The sequence below is a fragment of the Vibrio qingdaonensis genome (genome assembly GCF_026191675.1).
GTDB classification, from domain to species: Bacteria; Pseudomonadota; Gammaproteobacteria; order Enterobacterales; family Vibrionaceae; genus Vibrio; species Vibrio qingdaonensis.
The window spans coordinates 55,772-74,777 of the sequence record NZ_JAKRRY010000002.1; the positions used below are offsets into that span (position 1 = coordinate 55,772).

The 19,006-nt window shown below is 44.6% G+C and carries 21 protein-coding genes; 7 read left to right on the forward strand and 14 right to left on the reverse strand.

Annotated elements, in window-relative coordinates; genetic code table 11:
• Nucleotides 1-21: 21 nt before the first annotated feature.
• The 7 genes from MD535_RS02195 to MD535_RS02225 are packed head-to-tail and all read right to left on the reverse strand — an operon-like array spanning nt 22 to nt 4,468.
• Nucleotides 22-390, reverse strand: a complete 369-nt coding sequence (locus tag MD535_RS02195; RefSeq protein ID WP_265673303.1) for an ApeI family dehydratase — start codon at nt 388-390, stop codon at nt 22-24.
• A 55-nt stretch (nt 391-445) separates the two neighbouring features.
• Nucleotides 446-1,843, reverse strand: a complete 1,398-nt coding sequence (locus MD535_RS02200) for an AMP-binding protein (RefSeq protein ID WP_265673304.1) — start codon at nt 1,841-1,843, stop codon at nt 446-448.
• A 6-nt stretch (nt 1,844-1,849) separates the two neighbouring features.
• On the reverse strand, nt 1,850-2,407 hold the full coding sequence (locus MD535_RS02205) for a COG4648 family protein (RefSeq protein ID WP_265673305.1): 558 nt from the start codon (nt 2,405-2,407) through the stop codon (nt 1,850-1,852).
• Nucleotides 2,407-2,664 carry an acyl carrier protein gene (locus tag MD535_RS02210; protein WP_265673306.1) on the reverse strand — a complete coding sequence of 86 codons (258 nt, stop codon included), beginning with the start codon at nt 2,662-2,664 and terminating at the stop codon, nt 2,407-2,409. The genes MD535_RS02205 and MD535_RS02210 overlap by 1 nt, the downstream gene beginning before the upstream one ends.
• A gap of 16 nt (nt 2,665-2,680) precedes the next feature.
• Entirely contained in the window at nt 2,681-2,941 is a 261-nt protein-coding gene (locus MD535_RS02215) for a phosphopantetheine-binding protein (RefSeq protein ID WP_265673307.1), read from the reverse strand.
• Nucleotides 2,942-2,947: 6 nt separating this feature from the next.
• Nucleotides 2,948-3,739 carry a lysophospholipid acyltransferase family protein gene (locus MD535_RS02220; protein ID WP_265673308.1) on the reverse strand — a complete coding sequence of 264 codons (792 nt, stop codon included), beginning with the start codon at nt 3,737-3,739 and terminating at the stop codon, nt 2,948-2,950.
• A gap of 33 nt (nt 3,740-3,772) precedes the next feature.
• Complete coding sequence (locus MD535_RS02225; RefSeq protein WP_265673309.1) at nt 3,773-4,468, reverse strand: beta-ketoacyl synthase chain length factor; 696 nt, start codon at nt 4,466-4,468, stop codon at nt 3,773-3,775.
• A gap of 70 nt (nt 4,469-4,538) precedes the next feature.
• On the opposite strand from MD535_RS02225, the gene MD535_RS02230 reads away from it, so the two are divergent.
• The 4 genes from MD535_RS02230 to MD535_RS02245 all read left to right on the forward strand — a co-directional run bounded on the left by MD535_RS02230 (nt 4,539) and on the right by MD535_RS02245 (nt 7,116).
• The gene (locus MD535_RS02230; protein ID WP_265673310.1) at nt 4,539-4,931 is read left to right on the forward strand and encodes a hypothetical protein; all 393 of its coding nucleotides are present in this window, start codon (nt 4,539-4,541) and stop codon (nt 4,929-4,931) included.
• Nucleotides 4,932-4,958: 27 nt separating this feature from the next.
• Nucleotides 4,959-6,029, forward strand: a complete 1,071-nt coding sequence (locus MD535_RS02235) for a class I SAM-dependent methyltransferase (RefSeq protein WP_265673311.1) — start codon at nt 4,959-4,961, stop codon at nt 6,027-6,029.
• Nucleotides 6,030-6,223: 194 nt separating this feature from the next.
• A complete protein-coding gene (locus MD535_RS02240; RefSeq protein ID WP_265673312.1) occupies nt 6,224-6,562 on the forward strand; it encodes a hypothetical protein in 339 nt (112 codons plus the stop codon).
• Between the two features lie 242 nt (nt 6,563-6,804).
• The gene (locus MD535_RS02245; protein WP_265673313.1) at nt 6,805-7,116 is read left to right on the forward strand and encodes a hypothetical protein; all 312 of its coding nucleotides are present in this window, start codon (nt 6,805-6,807) and stop codon (nt 7,114-7,116) included.
• A gap of 85 nt (nt 7,117-7,201) precedes the next feature.
• Here MD535_RS02245 and MD535_RS02250 read toward each other — a convergent pair whose 3' ends face one another.
• From MD535_RS02250 to ugpB, 5 genes are all read right to left on the reverse strand, one after another.
• Complete coding sequence (locus MD535_RS02250) at nt 7,202-8,050, reverse strand: HAD-IIB family hydrolase (RefSeq protein ID WP_265673569.1); 849 nt, start codon at nt 8,048-8,050, stop codon at nt 7,202-7,204.
• A gap of 13 nt (nt 8,051-8,063) precedes the next feature.
• The gene (locus tag MD535_RS02255; RefSeq protein WP_265673314.1) at nt 8,064-9,170 is read right to left on the reverse strand and encodes a sn-glycerol-3-phosphate import ATP-binding protein UgpC; all 1,107 of its coding nucleotides are present in this window, start codon (nt 9,168-9,170) and stop codon (nt 8,064-8,066) included.
• Complete coding sequence (gene ugpE / locus MD535_RS02260; RefSeq protein WP_265673315.1) at nt 9,171-10,019, reverse strand: sn-glycerol-3-phosphate ABC transporter permease UgpE; 849 nt, start codon at nt 10,017-10,019, stop codon at nt 9,171-9,173.
• Nucleotides 10,019-10,900, reverse strand: coding sequence for a sn-glycerol-3-phosphate ABC transporter permease UgpA (ugpA, locus tag MD535_RS02265; RefSeq protein ID WP_265673317.1), 882 nt, complete (start codon nt 10,898-10,900; stop codon nt 10,019-10,021). Before ugpA ends, ugpE begins: the two co-directional genes overlap by 1 nt.
• Before the next feature lie 70 nt (nt 10,901-10,970).
• Nucleotides 10,971-12,278, reverse strand: a complete 1,308-nt coding sequence (gene ugpB / locus MD535_RS02270) for a sn-glycerol-3-phosphate ABC transporter substrate-binding protein UgpB (RefSeq protein ID WP_265673318.1) — start codon at nt 12,276-12,278, stop codon at nt 10,971-10,973.
• Nucleotides 12,279-12,511: 233 nt separating this feature from the next.
• Between ugpB and MD535_RS02275 the strand changes: the two genes are divergently transcribed.
• From MD535_RS02275 to MD535_RS02285, 3 genes are all read left to right on the forward strand, one after another.
• Nucleotides 12,512-13,267: a glycerophosphoryl diester phosphodiesterase gene (locus tag MD535_RS02275; protein ID WP_265673319.1), complete on the forward strand. Its 756-nt coding sequence runs from the start codon at nt 12,512-12,514 to the stop codon at nt 13,265-13,267.
• Between the two features lie 2 nt (nt 13,268-13,269).
• On the forward strand, nt 13,270-14,085 hold the full coding sequence (locus tag MD535_RS02280) for a DeoR/GlpR family DNA-binding transcription regulator (protein ID WP_265673320.1): 816 nt from the start codon (nt 13,270-13,272) through the stop codon (nt 14,083-14,085).
• Nucleotides 14,086-14,379: 294 nt separating this feature from the next.
• Entirely contained in the window at nt 14,380-15,048 is a 669-nt protein-coding gene (locus MD535_RS02285) for a murein L,D-transpeptidase catalytic domain family protein (RefSeq protein ID WP_265673322.1), read from the forward strand.
• A 197-nt stretch (nt 15,049-15,245) separates the two neighbouring features.
• Here the strand turns inward: MD535_RS02285 and MD535_RS02290 are convergent, their stop codons facing one another.
• Entirely contained in the window at nt 15,246-17,246 is a 2,001-nt protein-coding gene (locus MD535_RS02290) for a methyl-accepting chemotaxis protein (protein WP_265673323.1), read from the reverse strand.
• Nucleotides 17,247-17,515: 269 nt separating this feature from the next.
• Nucleotides 17,516-18,913, reverse strand: a complete 1,398-nt coding sequence (locus MD535_RS02295; RefSeq protein WP_265673324.1) for a DEAD/DEAH box helicase — start codon at nt 18,911-18,913, stop codon at nt 17,516-17,518.
• Nucleotides 18,914-19,006 lie beyond the last annotated feature (93 nt).

A 19,006-nucleotide genomic window follows, 5' to 3' on the forward strand; every position in this document is an offset into this window, starting at 1 on the left:
ACGAGCTCTCTTTTTTGCGTGTTAGTCACAAGGTGTGCCTAGCTTCATTTTTCCAGAGGAGTGGACGGTGGTGTGTTCGTCCGATACTGAGCTGTATTTGAATACTAACTTTTGTGTGTCTTCATTCCAATTCAGTGACAGTGTGATAATCGCATCAGGTAATATAGGTTCTTGAAACTTGATCACTTCCATTCCTTTAAATGCGCTTGGCACTTGAAGTAGCTCGACAGCGTAGTAAAGCGCCCAGTCTATTTGAGTCACGCCTGGTAACAAAGGGAAATGAGAAAAGTGACCACAAAAGTCAAGAATATCGGCGTCGACTTTCAGGCTTAATATCGCGCTAGGCGATTGTACATCAGATTGTAAAACGGTCGGTTTTCTTTTTGTCATTGTCGTGTCGGCATCCGTCGCGTGAATGTAAAGGGTCTAGGCGCTCTGAAACAGGTTAATGCGTTTCGTTGAATAACGACGCTAGCTCTGAGACTTGTCGTTTCCCTTGGCTATTTAAAGGGATCTCTTGTATCACTCTAAAGCGACGTGGAATGGCAATAGGTTCTATCCATTGCCTTAGCTCAGAACGTAGCAGTAACCAAAATTTGCCTTTACCTAAGCGTTCAAGCTTGTCTTGCCCGGATTGTGACAAAACGATGGCGGCATTAAGGGACAATCGTTGTTCGTTCTGAGCAGAGAATACCGCACTTTCACAAATCCAGTCGAGCTGATCCAAGCGTTTTTCTATCTCGACTAAAGAAATTCGTTTTTCTTCGATCTTGATTATACGATCAGTGCGCCCCTTTAGTTCAAATCGCTCGGCGCTATGCAAGACACAGGCGTCAGCCGTTTGATACCAATTGTCAGGGTCGATATGTGGGGATTTTAATCGTAGACAACCTTCTTGATTTAGTTCGGCTTTGACGCCGGGAAAGAGTTGCCAGTGTTCACCTTCACGGTGCTGTTGCTTAAACGCAATCCCCCCGGTTTCGGTACTGCCGTAGACTTCCGTTGGCAGTTGCGAAAAGAGCGTACATGCATGTTGCGCCGTTGGATATGGCAAAGGTCCACCGGAAGAAAATAACGCACGATAGGGTGACATGGATGTTTGCGTTGAAAGCCGTTTAAGTAATGCTGGGCTACTAATTAAAACGCAGTCTTGGGACGCGTGGCTCATCACTTGTTCTGGATATTCAAGGTTTTGGCAGGCAAACGCTCGTCCGCTGCACAACGGCCAAAGCACTCGAAATAGTAACCCATAAATATGCTGATGGGAGACGGTACTTTCAATAACACTGTTTTTTAAATCCGCCCCCCAAACCGATTCTAAGATGGCGATTTCGGTATTCAGAAGTTGCAGGGTTTTGGTAATTGCTTTTGGTGAGCCACTGGATCCTGAGGTAAATAACACCACTTCGATATGACTGAGTTCAAGAACATCAAAGGTCTTGATGGTATCGTGTTGGCTACCCACGTGAATGGGTTGACACGGATGACCCGCGAGCGGCTCAACGCCATCGTCGTGTAGTAATAGATCAAATTGGCAAGCAAGTTCAGCAAGGGCTGCCGGTTGGTAATTCCCTGGCAAAATCAGAGATTTTCCACTATGACAAATGGCGAGCAGCCCGACAGCAAAGCGATAGCTGTCTTGTGTGCATAGTGCAATGCGCTGAGCAGGAAACGTTGTAATCTGTTGCATTGTGGCGGTGACATCACTCAGCAGTTGTTGCCATGTCCAGTGATGCGTGCCATCAAATGCGACGACATGCTGTTGGCTACGCGCTGCATTAAGTAGGTGTGCAAGAGACTGACATCGATTTAAAGCGGTGTTCGCTTGAATATGGGACGACATAGTAGATTAATCCTCGCGAACAAACTGTCTAATGATCCACTCGCCTGCAAATAAACAACCGGCAGCAAGGTAACTCAGTAAGCCGTTGTAAAGCGTCCAAACCTCAAGTGTTTGAAAGCAGGTATAAAAGGCGATACCAGCATTGATAGTGAAAAACCCGCACCACACCTTGGTGACATTACGAGTATAGCGAATAGCGCTATCAGGCAGGGTGGGTTGCTGGAGACGAGCAAAACGTTCAATGATCGATTGTGGTTGAGTGAGGCTGAGTGCAAAAACGGTGAGCATACAAAGGTTGACGACAACAGGGTAGAAGGTCAGCCATCCGTGCTGTTTGAATACAGCGCCAAGCACACTTAAAGTGATGCCGGTGAGGCCGCTTATCCACGCGAGCTGCTTGAACTCTTTAAGCTTGGTATTATTGCTAGAGGCGATTCTTATCACAAAGACAGTGATAAGAATCATACTGATCGCTTGCAAACCAAATTGCTCTGCGCCGAAGTAGACGGCAAAAGGGTACGCAAAAATAACGATTGCGGACAGGATGGTCAGCAATGGGCGCATTAGTTGTCTTTTAATAGCTCAGTGACAGAGACCACCACGTCATTGACGGTGCGAACGGCTTTGAATTCTTCAGGCTTAATTTTTTTGCCTGTCACTTTTTGTAGGTGTACCACCAGATCAACCGCGTCAATACTGTCGAGATCGAGGTCTTGGTATAGGTGAGCGTCAGGCTGAATATCCGCTTCGTCAATCTCAAAGAGTTCAACGAGAGCCTGTTTTACTTGCTCAAATACTTGCTGTTGGTTTAATTCTGTCATGATGATATCTGTTAATTTAGTGGCTGGTCTGAGACGAAATATAGTTGGCTAGGTTTGCGACAGACGCAAAGTGCTCTCGGGTATTTGTATCATCGGCGTCAATGACGATATTGAAGGTTTTCTTAATCGCCAAGCCAAGCTCTAATGCATCAATAGAGTCTAGCCCTAAGCCTTCGCCAAAGAGTGGAGCGTCAGTTTCGATATCGTCGACTGTGATGTCTTCTAGATTCAAGGCATCAATAATTAGTTGTTTAATCTGATTTTGTAGTGCTTCCACAGGATCTTACTCATCGTTGTTCATTTTTGGGAAAATCGCTTCAGCCAAATAACGGTTCAGTTTTCTTGCGGCTAAAGTCGGGGAGTTCGTTTGCGCGATAAACGGCTCTACGTCAATCTTACCCTTTATTTCAATATGGAAAAAGGGTTTGATCTTTGGGACTTGGTACCACATTTTTTCTTTGGTTAAAAAACTGGGGCTTACTGAGATATGCACCACGCGTAAATCACGTCTTGTTCTAATGGCAATTTGCGCGGCGCCACGTTGTAATTTTGACTCAACACCAGGCGTGGTGCGTGTCCCTTCAGGAAATACCAGCAATACGTTTCCTTGGTCAAAACGCTGATCGCATATCGATATGACATCGTCAGGTGCTTCATTGGGAATATAGCCTGCCGCTCGGACAATATGCTTCATAAAAGGATTGCGCCAAATCGCGCTTTTGACTAGGCAATCACATTGCTCGAGTTGCGAGGCAATTAACACATAGTCAATAAGGCTTGGGTGGTTAGCGACAATTAAACAGTGACGATCTTGCTGGAGACGTTCTGCCCCTGTTATTTTGTAATCTATCGCGCCAGTATGTTTCATCAAACGGCAAAAAAGGTGGAATGAACGTTGGATTAGCGCTTGAACACGGTACTCCCTCACCGTTGGCTCAGAGGTAAGTCGAGCAATGATTGGAATGAGAACAAAGCTAAGAATGAGCCCACCGAAGCCAAATACACTAAAGCAAAATCCTGTGGCGAAGATACGCCAAACTTGATTTATTTTTAGATAGAGTGGTGTCAGTGCCATGAGTCTTACGGGTCCTTGTTGCTATTGAAGTTGTTATAGCGGCTTTTTTTGTGCCGTTGTAGAAGTTAACCAATGCTGCAAAAAACATAATGCTTGTGGCAAATCATTATGTGTATGGCTGGAACTTAACAGCGGAAATGCCAGTGAATCGCCATGAGTTAGCATCAGTCCTACGCTATAGCTACAAAATTGCTTGTCTTCGTACTGCTGATAAATGTCGGGTACTGGTTCATCAAAATCAACCAATAGCACTCGGTGAGTTGGGTGTTCTTCTAGGTAGCTCCACGCCTCAATCATCGCACTGTGGAAGGTGTTGCTTGAAGCGGCGATGGAAGTCACGGGTATGGGTTGTTTCGTGGCGATGGTTGTCAACCCTGCCGCCGTGTTGTGCACTGATTGAGAAAATGCCATAGGAGAGGCGTCATCACCATTAATAATATCTTTTATGAGTTCAGAACTGCGCAGTAGCTCACCATGTCGGCTAGAAAAGACAATATAATCGATAGACGGGTGCTCCATCAATTCGATGGCACACTGAACCGCCAGCTTGCTTAGTGAGCTCATTCTACGGCGCATCATGGCAGGAATTCGATCGACTTCTAGCACCCCTTCCACAGGCCACTGGCCAGTGTGGGACCAAGACAACCAGTCTGCATGGGTATGTAGACCTTTAGACTTAGCGCACCAAGTTTCGATATTAAAAGAAATTATAGGCAGTGGATGAGACATAAGATATTGATTTATTTGCAGGCGACTGGATAATCATATCGTTTTATAAACCAAAATGTAAGGAAATAATATGAAGGCATTTAAGTTCGCAATGGCATTTGTCATGACATTGATATTAGTAGGTTGTGGGCGAGTTCAGCCAGTATTGAATTTCGAAAATGAGCCCGTCGCATATGATTTAACGGCGGAGCAAGTCAAGTCAGTGATCACTAAAGCGGCTGAGAATCGTGGCTGGGTGGTGTCAGAAACCAAAGCAGGTGAGTTAAACGCGACCATTTTAGTTCGCAGCCATGAAGCTATAATAGACATTCCTTACACAAAAAAATATTATTCAATCACTTACGTTGATTCAAAAAATTTAAAAGCAGCAGATGGTGAAATTCATCGTAATTACAACCGCTGGATCAATAATTTGAATACTGATATAAGAAAGCAACTTGCCGCGACGGCAGCATCAAAATAATTAATTAGATAGTAATCGGGATTTTACGTGTCAGAACAAAATATTGATCCATACAATGCGTTTGAAGCAAAGACGGCCGCTCAAGAACTGTCTTTTGCTCCGATTGTGTTTCAAGCCGCTCGTACCTTAAGAGATTTAGGTGTTTTAGCTGAACTTGATAAAGCGGGTGAGAAAGGGCTTTGTGCCGAAGATATTGCTCAAGCGACGGGTGTGTCTGAGTACGGGGTAAAAGTGCTGCTCGATATGGCGATCAGTGCGCATATTGTGTTGTGGAATAAACCCAACTACTCATTGGCGAATATGGGGCACTTCTTACTCCATGATGGCATGACTCAAGCCAACATGGATTTTACCGCAGACGTTTGTTACGCCGCGATGATGCATTTAACTGAATCCATCAAAGAAGGTAAACCTGCAGGGTTGAAAGAGTTAGGAGAGTGGGAAACCATTTATCAAGGCTTATCTCAATTACCTGAAAAAGCGAAAGAAAGCTGGTTTAAGTTTGACCATTTTTATTCTGATCGTTCGTTTCCGATATTGCTAAAAGAAGTGTTCAGCCTTGAACCTAAACACATCGTAGATATTGGTGGCAATACGGGCAAGTGGGCGTTGCAGTGTTGTGGTTACAATGATGATGTTGAAGTGACCATTGTTGATTTGCCGCAGCAGCTTAATGTGGCGATGAAAAATGTTGCTGATAATGGCTTTGCTGATCGCGTTCATCCCTTCCCTGCTAACATGTTGGATAAATCTCAGGCATTACCTGCGCATGCTGATGTGTGGTGGATGAGTCAATTCTTAGATTGTTTTTCGCCGATGGAGATTCTGACCATTTTGAAAAACGTACGAGCTCAGCTTGCCCCTGGCTCGACGGTTTATATTTTAGAACTGTTTTGGGATGCACAAAAATACGATGCCGCCTCATTTAGTCTAAACGCTACGTCATTGTATTTTACTTGCCTCGCTAACGGTAATAGCCGTTTCTACCGTAGTGAAGATTTCTTAGAAATCGTTGAAGCTGCTGGACTTGAGGTAACAGAGCGTACCGATAACATAGGGCTGGGCCATACGCTATTGAAATTGAAAGCGTGTGATTAAGTGTTTTGTGGTTAAGTTTTTGTGATTAAGTGTTTTTGATTAAGTACTTACGAATCAGGATTGACATGTGGCGTGAAAGGTATGAATGATTTTTGATGCATAACTGATTGGAGTAACGACGTTGCTTGGCGATACACTTTTGTGATGGACGAGAGTCCTGTCGAATTATCGTTATTATGAGTAAGGTCGATTATATGTCTAAAGTTATTTTTCGCGCAGCGTTAGTGCTTACTATTATCGTGAGTACGGGGTGTGTTACCCGCAAAATCCCTGTGGAACCTGGAGCAGAGAAAGTTCACGCAATCTCTGCTCTTACCCAACAAGGGATGAGTTGTGAGAAGGTCGATACCTTCAAGTTTGAAGATGGACACCCGAATAATTTTTATCAGTACATTAAGAACACAACGTATATGTTGGGTGGCACACACTTTCAGATTGAAGACGTGATTAAAACCCGCAAAGGGCGACCTGTTGGTGCGCAGGTTACGGCGTATCACTGCCAATCAGTGGCTTCTAGCGCTAATCGCGGATAGTGTGAGTACAAAAATCGATATTGTGAATTCAATGTCGGCTTTTTTTATTTAAGCAATTAGGCAGCTAAGCAACTAAACCAGTATCTACTGCTAACATGACGGAAATCTTAATCCCCAACGTTGGTTGTAAATTAGGTTGCGCATACATTCTATCGACTTTATCGATAGGCGCTATTTGGTTTTGAATACGGTAACGATTATAGTCGCGTCGAATTATGATTGTTATTGTCAGAGCCTAATAAATGTTTAAAGTAGTTTGTACCACACTGTTACTCCTCATCACTTTGATGACCACAGGCTGTGTGACGAGAAAAATTCCAGTAGACCCTGAAGCGACCAAAGTTCGAATGATGTCTGATTTCACCGAGAAACACATGCAGTGTGAAAAGATAGACACATTCGTGCTTGAAGACGGGCACCCGAATAATTTCTATCCGTACATTAAGAACACCACGTACATGTTGAGTGGCACTCATTTTAATGTGGATAAAGTGATTAAAACTCGTAACGAGCTTCCAGCCGGGGCACAAGTTTCGGTTTATCATTGTAAGTAAATACCGTAAGAGTAAGCGCTCGCCTTTTATGTGAAAAGAGCCGACATTGTGTATGCAATGTCGGCTCTTTGGTGAACATGGTTAATTACTGCTTTGCTTGAACAATCAACGTTGCCAGTTCAGCAAATCCATATCCACCATTGTTCACAGTGATATAGCTTGGTTTTGCACGGAGTTGTGGTAGCCATCGAGTAATATTGTTGACGCCAAATGTCATGGGAAGCCATGCGAACATAGACTCGTCATTGAGGGAGTCACCAATGTAGGTGATGTGTTCGAGAGGTAAGGATTCTTGTGACAATTGTTGTAGGAGTAACTGCTCACTCGTCACTTGTTTACTGTGCTCGCCAATCCACACGTTAATATGAATCGAACTTTGTGTGGCTTTTACCTTATGACCTTCAATCGACAATTGACGAATACGCGCCAGTAACTCTTGGCATGTGTCGCGATCAACCGCATCGCGGTCTTGGCCAATATTGATGGCGACATCGCAGTAGCGAAACGCTTGGTCATTAGCAAAATCAATATCGGGGTAGTCACGCAGAAGTTCTTTTAATGCCTCTAGCAATTGCGCTTGCTGATGCTTCATTGTTGCCATGGGCAACGTTGACTCAATGTGAAACCCTTGACGGTTTTTCTGCATGGAAAAAGCGCCATTTTCGCCAATCACACTATGAACAGGCCATAATTTTGCGATTTGGTCACACCATCCTGCACACGCGCCTGTCACCGCAATAACATGAACACCCACCTCCTTGAGTTGCGTTAGTGCTTCAAGGGTTTGAGCGGGTAGAGTGCCTTGCCATGTTAATGTGTCATCAACATCAGTGAGCAACCATTGAATTCGTTTCAACGCTTCAGTCGGTGCCTCTGTTAATGGCTGCGGACTTTTAAGCGGTTGAGGCACAGCCGACGTGGTGGGAGGCAACATATTGTTCAGGGTGCTAGGCATTGATGACCTCTGGCTTGTCTGCCGCATGAGCATCAAACGCAATGCGTTTTTCAGTCGTAGAGTCAAATAAGTGGACATGATTTAGGTCGATATCCAAACCCAGAATATCACCAATGTTGATGTTGCTGTGTCCTTCAACGCGCACAACCAGCTTTTGTGCTTGGTTATCTTGAGTCTGGCAGTAGAGAAGTAAATCGGCGCCCAGCGATTCAACCAGTTCCACTTCGACTTCAAACCATGGGTCGGCGTTGGCAATGGTGAGATGTTCAGGGCGTAGGCCTAACTTGATTGCTCCTAGGTCGAGCGATTGAGTCTGGCTTGGCAGTAATGCGTGTCCAAGTTGCAGCCCCTCTGCGGTGACGTTTGCATCGAGTATGTTCATGGATGGCGAACCGATGAACGTTGCCACAAACATGGAGGCTGGGTTGTCATAAATTTCTAATGGGGTGCCGACTTGCTCGACATTTCCTTTGTTGAGCACCACCAATTTGTCGGCGAGTGTCATTGCCTCGACTTGGTCATGGGTGACGTAAACCGATGTGGTTGCCAGCCTGCGTTGCAGCTTCTTAATCTCAAGACGCATTTGCACACGTAACTTAGCGTCCAGGTTAGACAGTGGCTCGTCAAATAGAAACACTTTTGGTTCTCGAACGATAGCTCGACCCATCGCGACGCGTTGGCGTTGCCCTCCGGAAAGCTCTTTGGGCTTGCGGTCAAGCAAGTGTGAAAGTTCCAGCATTTCTGCCGCTTCATCCACTAAACGCTGGATTTCCGCTTTGGGGGTTTTACGGTTACGAAGTCCGTACGCCATGTTATTGAACACCGACATATGTGGGTAAAGCGCATAGTTTTGGAACACCATCGCAATGTCTCGTTCACCCGGTTCAAGGTGGTTGACGACGGTGTTATCGATAGTGAGTTCACCGGAGGTGATTTCTTCCAATCCCGCTATCATGCGAAGGAGTGTTGATTTTCCACAGCCACTAGGGCCAACAAGCACCACCATTTCACCATCATTGATGTCTAGGTTTAACTTTTGGACCGCTTGATAGCCATTTGGGTACGATTTTGCGATGTTTCTAAGAGTGAGCGTTGACATTTATTTCTCCGAATCTACTAGGCCTTTGACGAATGCTTTTTGCATGCCAATAACAACGATGACAGGGGGCAGCATAGCGATGATGGTGGTCGCCATAATTTTGTTCCATTCCACGACGCCATCGACGACGCCTAGCATTTGTTTGATACCCATGACAATGGTGAAGTATTGAGTATCGGTGGTGATCAGTAATGGCCAAAGATATTGGTTCCAGCCATAAATAAAGGTAATGACAAATAGAGCGGCGATATTGGTTCTCGACAAGGGCAGTAAAATATCAATAAAGAACTTGATAGGTCCCGCACCATCCATACGAGCCGCTTCGACTAACTCATGGGGGACGGTTAAAAAGAATTGACGAAACAAAAACGTCGCCGTTGCACTGGCGATCAGCGGTATCGTTAGGCCAGAAAACGAGTTGAGCATATTAAGATTCGTAATGACTTCAAATGTCGGCATGATACGTACTTCAACGGGCAGCATGAGCGTGAAGAAAATCATCCAAAACGCCAACATACGACCGGGGAATCGGAAAAATACCACGGCATAGGCCGATAAGATGGAGATGGTGAGTTTCCCGACAGTAATGCAGAGTGCCATGATGAGCGAATTAAACAGCATGTGCGTAATGGGCAAGGCGGAGTTGTTGTAAGTACTTTCGTTGCTCCACAGCTCTCTAAAGACACTAAACCCTAGGTCGCCAAACCAAAGTGGCGTGCCCGTGGCAAAAGCGGTGTTGTCATGAGTTGTCGCGACTAGCGCGACCCAGACCGGCAGCGCAATAGAGAGAATGCCAAGAATCAAAATGACATGACAAAAAATCGCAAATAGGGGTCTTCGTTCAACCATTAGTATGCCACCTTCTTTTCTACATATTTAAATTGGAACACAGTAAGCAGAGCAACTAACCCCATCAAAATAACGGACTGCGCGGCTGATGAACCGAGATCGAGCCCGATAAATCCATCGTTATACACTTTGTACACTAAGGTCGACGTGCTATTGCTCGGCCCGCCTTGAGTCATCGCGTGTATTACCGCGAACGTATCGAAAAAGGCGTAGACAAAATTCACCACCAATAGAAAAAAGCTGGTGGGTGAAATTAGGGGGAAACTGATGGTCATAAAGCGTTTAATTGGTCCGCTTCCGTCAATCGCTGCGGCTTCGTGCAAGGATTTAGGTACCGATTGCAATGCAGCGAGAAAAAATAGGAAGTTGTAGCTAATCTGCTTCCATGTTGAGGTAATGATGACCATCCACATCGCATGGCTGCCGTTCAATGTTGGGTTCCAGTCCACACCAAACCAGCCTAGCATTTCCGTCACGACACCAATGGTCGGGTCAAAGAGAAAGAGCCATAGCGATCCTGCAACAACGGGGGCAACGGCATAAGGCCAGATGAGAAACGTGCGGTAAAAGGTTGAACCACGCACGATCTGTTCCGCAAATGCCGACAGAATCAGGGCGCTGATCAAAGCGAGAAAAGCCACGCTGATACTAAATTGTAACGTGGTAAGAAATGCATCTAGATAATAGCTGTCGTTGAAAAGGGTAATGAAGTTTTCTAATCCAACGAATTCTTTACTCAACCCAAACGCGTCTTCAAGTTGCGAGGATTGGAAAATAGCCTGACCCGCAGGCCAGATAAAAAAGACTAATGTGATAAATAGCTGGGGCGCGATCAGCGCAACAGGTAACCACTTATTTTTAAATACAACAGGAGATGACATACAAGTGTTCCAAGGTACTGCGGCAAAGCAAAATATCGCCACCGATAACGGTGGCGACTAATTATGTTTGTTATTTTTGTGTACGTTCAAAGCGACGAAGTTGTTCGTCACCGCGACGAACGGCATTGTTGAGCGCAGTTTTGGCCGATGCTTTTCCTGCCCAAACAGCTTCAAGTTCTTCATTGATAATGTCGCGTGTTTGTAAGAAGTTACCGAAACGAATCCCTTTAGAGTTCACCGTTGGCGTGGTCGACGTCATCTGAACGACTGCAGTGTCGGTACCTGGATTAGATTGGTAAAAGCCTTGTTGCTTAGTGAGCTCGTAGGCGTCTTTAGTAATGGGTAGGTAGCCGGTGAACTGATGCCAGTCGGCTTGTACTTCTGGGCTTGATAGGTAGCTAAAGAATTTGGCAACGCCTTTATACTCTTCATCAGAGTGGCCACGAAGTACCCAAAGAGAGGCACCGCCAATGATGGTGTTTTGTGGCTTTTCAATCAGTGTATCGTCATAAGGCAGCTGCGCGACGCCAACATCGATACCTTTCATGTTTTCTTGGATGCCAGCCAGACCCGCTGATGAGCCCATTGTCATACCACACTCTTGTGTATAGAACAGAGGCATACCGTCAGATTGGCGACCGCCATATTTAAAAATACCCGCTTTTGACCATTCTCCCATCTGTTCGATGTGTTTAACAAATGGTGTTGCGTTGAATTCAAACTGAGTATCTACGCCGCCGAAACCATTGTTGTTGTTGGCAACGGCAATATTGTTTCGAGCGCCAAAGTTTTCAATTTGTGTCCAAGATTGCCAGGTTGTTGTAAAGCCGCATTGCGCACCAGATTCCATCAGCTTACGTGAAACCGACTCCATCTCCTTCCACGTTTTTGGTGCTGCATTAATGCCAGCCTTTTTGAACATGTCTTTGTTGTAGTACATGACAGGGGTTGAGCTGTTGAACGGCATGGATAGCATTTCACCATCATTGGTGGTGTAGTAACCCGTGACGGCCGCAAGATAGTCATCTGTATCAAAGGGTTCTTTGGTATCTTCCATCAGTTCGTAGACGGGGTAGATCGCTTGTTTCGCCCCCATCATTGTTGCGGTACCGACTTCAAATACTTGCACAATCGCAGGTTGCTCTTTTGCTCTAAACGCCGCAATAGCGCTTGTCATAGTTTCTGCGTAGCTGCCTTTATAAACGGGCTTTATCTCGTATTCTGATTGGCTGGCATTAAAGTCGGCGGCGATTTCATTGACCTTTTGACCTAGCGCACCGCCCATTGCGTGCCACCATTCTACTTCTGTTTTAGCGTGAACTTGTGTACTTAAAAGTGCGGTTGTTAATGCTAAACCAGTAAATGTCTTAATTGACATGAGATCTTCCTTATCTGAGGACATCAATATTGTGGTAGTAAGATTTGATGGGAATAATAAACAGCCACCAAAATGTTCACTTGAAAGTTAAATGAACTTAATGACGCTTTAGTGACATTAAAATGAAGTTAATTTTTCGGTTTTGTTCACTATTGCTCACTATTAATGAAATAAAATCGTAACGTTAATCTGAGATTCTTCGATTTGAATTAATGAGACAGAGAAGAGTATTCATGAAGTTAACCGCACATAGAGGTGTATCTAGTATCGCGCCAGAAAATACATTGGCGGCGTTCAATTTGGCGAGGCAATATGGTTGTGACTGGATTGAACTTGACGTTCAGTTGAGCGCGGATAATGTTCCTATGGTCATCCATGATAAAACGGTAGACCGATGCAGTAATGGTAGTGGCTTGGTTTCTCAAATGACTCAACAAGAATTGAAACAGTTAGACGCGGGTTCTTGGTTCGATTCGCAATATAATAAAGAACAAATTCCGACACTTAGCGAGGCATTGTTGTTAGCCAAAGTTAATGGGACTAAGGTTAATATTGAAATAAAACGCTACCCAGATGATGACGCGTTTGAACTTTGCGACCAAATAAAAAACGTCATAGATGCGCATAATTTGACGTTGTCGGATTTGCTTTTTTCTAGTTTTGATAACGTTGTATTAAAGTATCTTGGTGTTATATTGCCAGAGATAAAGCGTGGTCAGCTGTGGCAGAGTATTCCAGATAATGCCAGTGAGATACTATTAGAAATAGAGGCGTTTAGCGTGCATTGTGATTATCGCTACTTGTCTAGAGGACAGGCCTATAATATTAAGGCATTGGGTTACGATCTCTATTGTTACACGCCTAATAGACCGGGAGAAGTATCTGAATATTGGGAGTGGGGTGTGGATATGATGATTACTGATAAGCCACAAGCTTATCATTCTTTGGGTTTTATTCCGCAGGATCCGGTTGAATGTGAGACGTTGTAATAATGCATAAATTAAGTCTTCGTCAGCAATCTATTGTAGATAAAATTCATCTTCAGGAATATTGCGCCATTGATGATTTAGCCCGCTGCTTTGACGTGACGACTCAAACGATAAGGCGAGATATAAACGAGTTGTGTCGTTTAGGATTAGCCTGTCGTCATCACGGAGGTGTGGGTTTACCGGCGATGTTGGCGAACCGCAGTTATGTGTCACGTCAAACCACAAATAAAGACGAAAAATTGAGTATTGCCAAGCAAGTGGCTCAGCATGTCCCGAATGGTAGTACGGTATTTCTAGGTATTGGCACGACCATTGCGATGATTGCAGAGCAATTAATTACCCATCAAGAGTTAAGAGTGGTCACGAATAATTTTGAAGCGGCGCATGTCCTGTCTCAGTGCGATCATATCGAAACTTGGGTACCCGGAGGGCGGGTTCGAACCAATGATCGAGATGTTGTTGGTGACCACGTTGTCCCATTTTTTGACCTGTTTTCCGCCGATATTGGGATTGTGAGTTGTGCTTCTATACGTGCCGTTGAAGTGTCAGCAGGGCCACAGCCAAGTGGGTTTGTGACGACGTCTGGCGAGCAGCAAGATTATTCTTTTGAACATGAACTCAGAGAGGCGGCAGTCAGCCAGAAAATTATTGCAGGCGCGAGTGAAAAATGGCTGGTGGCGAACAGCTCTAAATGGCAAGGTAAAGCAAACGCTAAAATCGCGCCACTGAGTTATTTCGACCGTATATTTAGTGGTCATCATTCTCAACAGTCTAATCCAGCCACATCATTAACGGCGGATAGAGTGACGTACGGTTAAGTCAATGAAGAGGCGTGCTATAAAATGGATTGGATTATACTAATGGTCACTGAAATATGAATTAAGTGGCGTATTTTTGTCGTAACACTTAATGTATTGGAATAAGAAAGTTAACTTGTTGATTATAAATGAATCGCTTGGAGAGCTTATAGATATCATACGATTTGTTTCAAATTTTCGCTCAAAAACCCCACGATAATGTTCAGTATTTACTCAAATTAGCGTAATATCCCAGCAATTGTAAATGCGTTATTGAACGTATAAATTGATTTATTGAGCTAACCTGTTGTAGTAATGATTAAAAATATTATTTCCCCTCTATGGATGTTTGCTTTCATAGCGGTTTTGGCGTTTTCATATAATGCTCGCAGCGAAACGGAATTATCACCCTACCATACACCGAAAAAGGTAGAGACGGATAAAACGCAAGTTGAGCGTATATATGATAGAGCAGCATTAGATGGCGTGGTTGATTTTCAACTATTTAAAGACGCCTATATCGCGTATAGCCAAACGCCAGAAAAAAAGAAACCGTTGCTGACGATTATCGATTATTCGAAACCTTCAACGGATAAACGTTTTTATGTTATTGATCTAGCTAAAAAAGCGTTGATGTATAACACGTATGTTTCCCATGGTGTGAATAGCGGTGCTAAACAAGCCACGGCCTTTTCTAATGCGATTAATTCTCGAAAAACGTCATTAGGTACTTTTGTTACCGATACGACTTATTACGGCTCTAACGGCTACTCGTTACGGCTAGATGGTTTGAGCCGTGGTGTTAATGATAATGCGAGAGATCGCTATATCGTTGTTCATGGCGCAGACTACGCTAATGAATCATTCATTAAAAAGAATGGCTATTTAGGTCGCAGCTGGGGTTGCCCTGCATTACCGGAGGCGTTATCTAAAGAGATTATAGATACCATCAAGGGTGGTAGTGTGATCTATGCAAGCTCATAGCATGTAAGCTGATCTTATCGGACCATGAAAGCCAAAAAATACCGAGTTTAATACATTGTTTGTGATTAGCTCGGTATTTTTTTATCTATTACTTTCAAATTATTAAGCGACTGGCTTAGTTACAGCTACTGACTTAGTTACAGCTACTAACTTAGTTACAGCTACTAACTTAGTTACAGCTACTAACTTAGTTACAGCTACGCGCTTAGCTTAAAGGCAGACACTTCGTTGACCAGCTCTGACATTCGCGACTTTACTGTACTCATTTCGTTATGAAGATTAGTGACCGTTTGATTAGTGCTTTCAACAAGAGACAATAGATTGTCGATATCGGAATCAACCGATAGCGTGGTTTGAGACTGTTCTTCTGAAGCGGTTGCAATACTGGTGTTGAAATCGGTGATTTCTTTTACTGTCACCGTGAGCGCATCCATCATTTCGTTGGTTTCAGATACCATGGTTTGTGTAGTGTAGCTAGCATCTCGGCTACGCTGCATATTGCCAAAGGAGGTTTTGGCGTTATCACTGATGTTGTCTAGAAGGTGTCGAATGTCTTCTGTGGACTGTTTACTGCGTTGTGCCAACGTTCTCACCTCGTCTGCGACGACAGCAAACCCACGTCCTTGTTCGCCAGCTCTGGCAGCTTCAATCGCCGCGTTTAACGCAAGAAGGTTAGTCTGCTCTGAAATCGCATTGATAGTGTCGAGAATTTCAGTGACATTTGCCATTTGCTGCTCAAGGCTTTCTAAGCAGGTATAGGTGTCGTTGACACTTTCAATAAGACCCGTGGTTGTGGCTAGCGATTGTTCGCCGTGTTGATGACACTCTATCGCTTTATCTTTGACACTATCGGCACTGTGTTGCGCATCCACGGTGATACTGGCCACTTCTTGGCTAGTTTGCGACATTTCAGTCATCGCTGTTGCAATGTTGTCACAACGAAGGTGCGTCTGTTGGCTAGCTTGTTGTGCTTGGCTGACCAATTCCGTCATGGTCTTCATTTCTTGTTCAGTGCGATTGGCGACCTCAAGCGATTTACGCAATGCTTGGCTTAGACTGTCAGTGAGGTGATTAAAATGAAGGGCAATTTCACCCAACTCATCATTTTTGTTGCTAGTCAGTTTAACGGTTAGGTCTTTGTTTTTGGCAATGTGATCCAGTTGCTGACTAAATTGGCGAACCCGCTGGCGAATCGTCCGAACGGAATGAAACGCGAGTAGAGTTAATGGCACCACCACAAATAGTGCGAGAGCAATATAGGAAAAGCGAGCTTGGCTCGCTTGCGCTTTGAGTTCAGCTGCGGTCTGAGAAATATCCAGAGTAAAGGTATCGCGCAGAGTCTTGACTAACCCAATTCGTTTTGTTGCTAACGAGAACCAGGTTTGAGGAGTAGGACCCGTTAACGTGGTAAGGCTGTCTTTTTGGCTCAGGTACTGCTGTTGGATGTTATTGACGTCTTTCCAAGTTTGACTGCGAGTAATGGCGAGAAGTTGTTGCTTTATATCGCCTTGCAATAAAAGCTCTGCTTGTCTTAACGCTTGCTTTTCAGTGGCGATATAAGTACTGATATTGCTGTAAGCGTCTAATGAAGAGTGCTGCGCTGCAAAGGCACCGTTGAGCGCACCGCGCGCTTTTCCTGCCTCTTCCTTAATCACCAATAACGCCAGCAAGCCCTGCATTTTTAATTTGAGCTGTGAGTCGCTAATTTGAGTCAATAACACGGATAGGTTATCAAGGGCGAGGCTATTGATGTTGGTGTAGAAAGCAAAAGGTGAATCTTGGATGGCGAGACTGTCGACTTGAGCGCGTATTTCACCTCGTCGCTCAAGTTGTTGCTTGATATCCCTCATCAGGTTGCTAAACAGCGTCGAGTCGATATGCATAGGTTGAAAAGCAATGAGGTTTTGATACGCAAGGTCGGCATTTTTGCGCTGTTTTTTAAGGGCGTCAGCTTGTGTGCCTTGGCCTTTAGTGGCGAGTACACCCGCAGTCAATCCTCGCTCGACCGCAAACTGGTGAGCGACCTCATCATAAAGGTGAAATAACTGAACCGATTCTTCAGAGGTGTCAGCGGCTGAGACTTGCTGACTGGTTTGGTTAATTTGTATTCCAATTAAAAAGATGAGTAGAGACGTGGGAATGAGAAATACAACAAGAATCGTATTTTTAATATTGAGCGAACGTAGCGACCTGAGCATGAATATAACCCTATGCAATATGTTTGCGATGAAGTTAACAAAAATTGTTATAGACTGAAAAGAGGTTGCAGAGTTATTTTATAGAACAATGATGTAGCGCAAGCGTAGTCAAAACATTGACTTAGTGTCAAAAATCCGGCTAACCATTAAGTGGTAGCTCGTCGATGGTGTGACTGTTGTGGCGGTAAGGCGATGGTTACTGCACCATTAAAAAAGCCATCTTGCGATGGCTTTTTTAATCAATAATAACGGCTTAATAAGCCGTCTAGTTATTGTGACTTCGCAACCGTATTGGTTGGTTTTGGCTTACGTCTTCTTGGGGCATTGCCAGGGCGGGCGTTCGCGCCGGAACGAGCATTCGGTTTGCCGCCATTTTTGTTATTTGACTCAGAGTTGCCAAATTGTCTCTGCTTGGTTTTTTGATGGCTATTCGTTGGACGTTGACCATCTGTGTGTTCTGTTTTTGGCTGTTTTGGTTTCTTCGGCTTTTTAGGCTTCATTGCGCGAGTGTCTGTTCTTGAAGCTGGTAGCGCATGAACAGGCTTGAAGCCTTCCATTTCATGTCGCGTTAACACTTCGCCAATCAGTCTTTCTATGGAAAACAGCTCTTTCGCTTCGTCTGCACAAACCAGTGAGTAGGCTTTACCGGTTTCACCAGCGCGACCAGTTCGGCCGATACGGTGCACATAATCTTCCGAAACATGTGGTAAATCAAAGTTGACGACTTGCGGCAACTGAGGAATATCTAAGCCACGAGCCGCAATGTCAGTCGCCACTAACACGCGGATTTGCCCAGTTTTAAACTGTTCCAGTGCCTTGGTTCTTGCGCCTTGGCTCTTATTACCGTGGATTGCCATCGCAGAGATGTTTTTGCCTTCTAAAAAGCGAGCCAAGCGGTTGGCACCATGCTTCGTTTTGCTAAATACGAGCACTTGTTTCCAGTCACCTTGTTCGATGAGCTTAGCCAGAATCGCTGACTTTTGGTTTTTGTCGGAAACATAGATGCTTTGCTCAACCAATTTAGTGGTTGAGTTAGGTGGGTTTACTGAGATTTCGACCGGATTGTGTACTAAGCCTTTTGCTAAAGAGCGAATTTCTGGCGAGAAGGTTGCCGAGAAAAGCAAGTTTTGACGCTCTTTTGGTAATAGGTCGAGGATCTTTTTAATATCACGGAAGAAGCCCATATCGAGCATACGATCGGCTTCATCCAATACGAGTACTTCAAGCTGTGAAAACTTCACTGCATTCTGGCTGTAAAGATCAAGCAGACGACCCGGTGTCGCGACCAGGACATCGCAACCTTTACGAAGCTTTTGCATTTGCGGGTTTGCCTTGACGCCACCAAATATAACGTTCGATGTTGTTGGCAGGTGAGCGCCATACTTAACTACACTATCATGTACTTGAGCAGCAAGTTCACGCGTTGGCGTCAGGATGAGTGCACGTACGTGGTTGCTTTTTGCCCTTTGTCCAGCGCTCAACTTCTCAAGTAACGGTAGCGTGAATCCTGCAGTTTTGCCTGTTCCTGTTTGAGCGGCAGCCATGACATCTTTGCCTTCAATAATGGCAGGAATGGCTTTTTCTTGAATTGGCGATGCTTTGGTGTAGCCAAGCTCGTCGATAGCGCGAAGAAGTGGAACAGATAATCCTAAGGATTCAAAACTCATAGTGGTACTCAGTAAGTGGGATAGGAGAGTGGGATCTCAAAGTGGATACTACCGGGGTAGGTGTATCTTTTTTGCGCCCATATACCCTAAGAT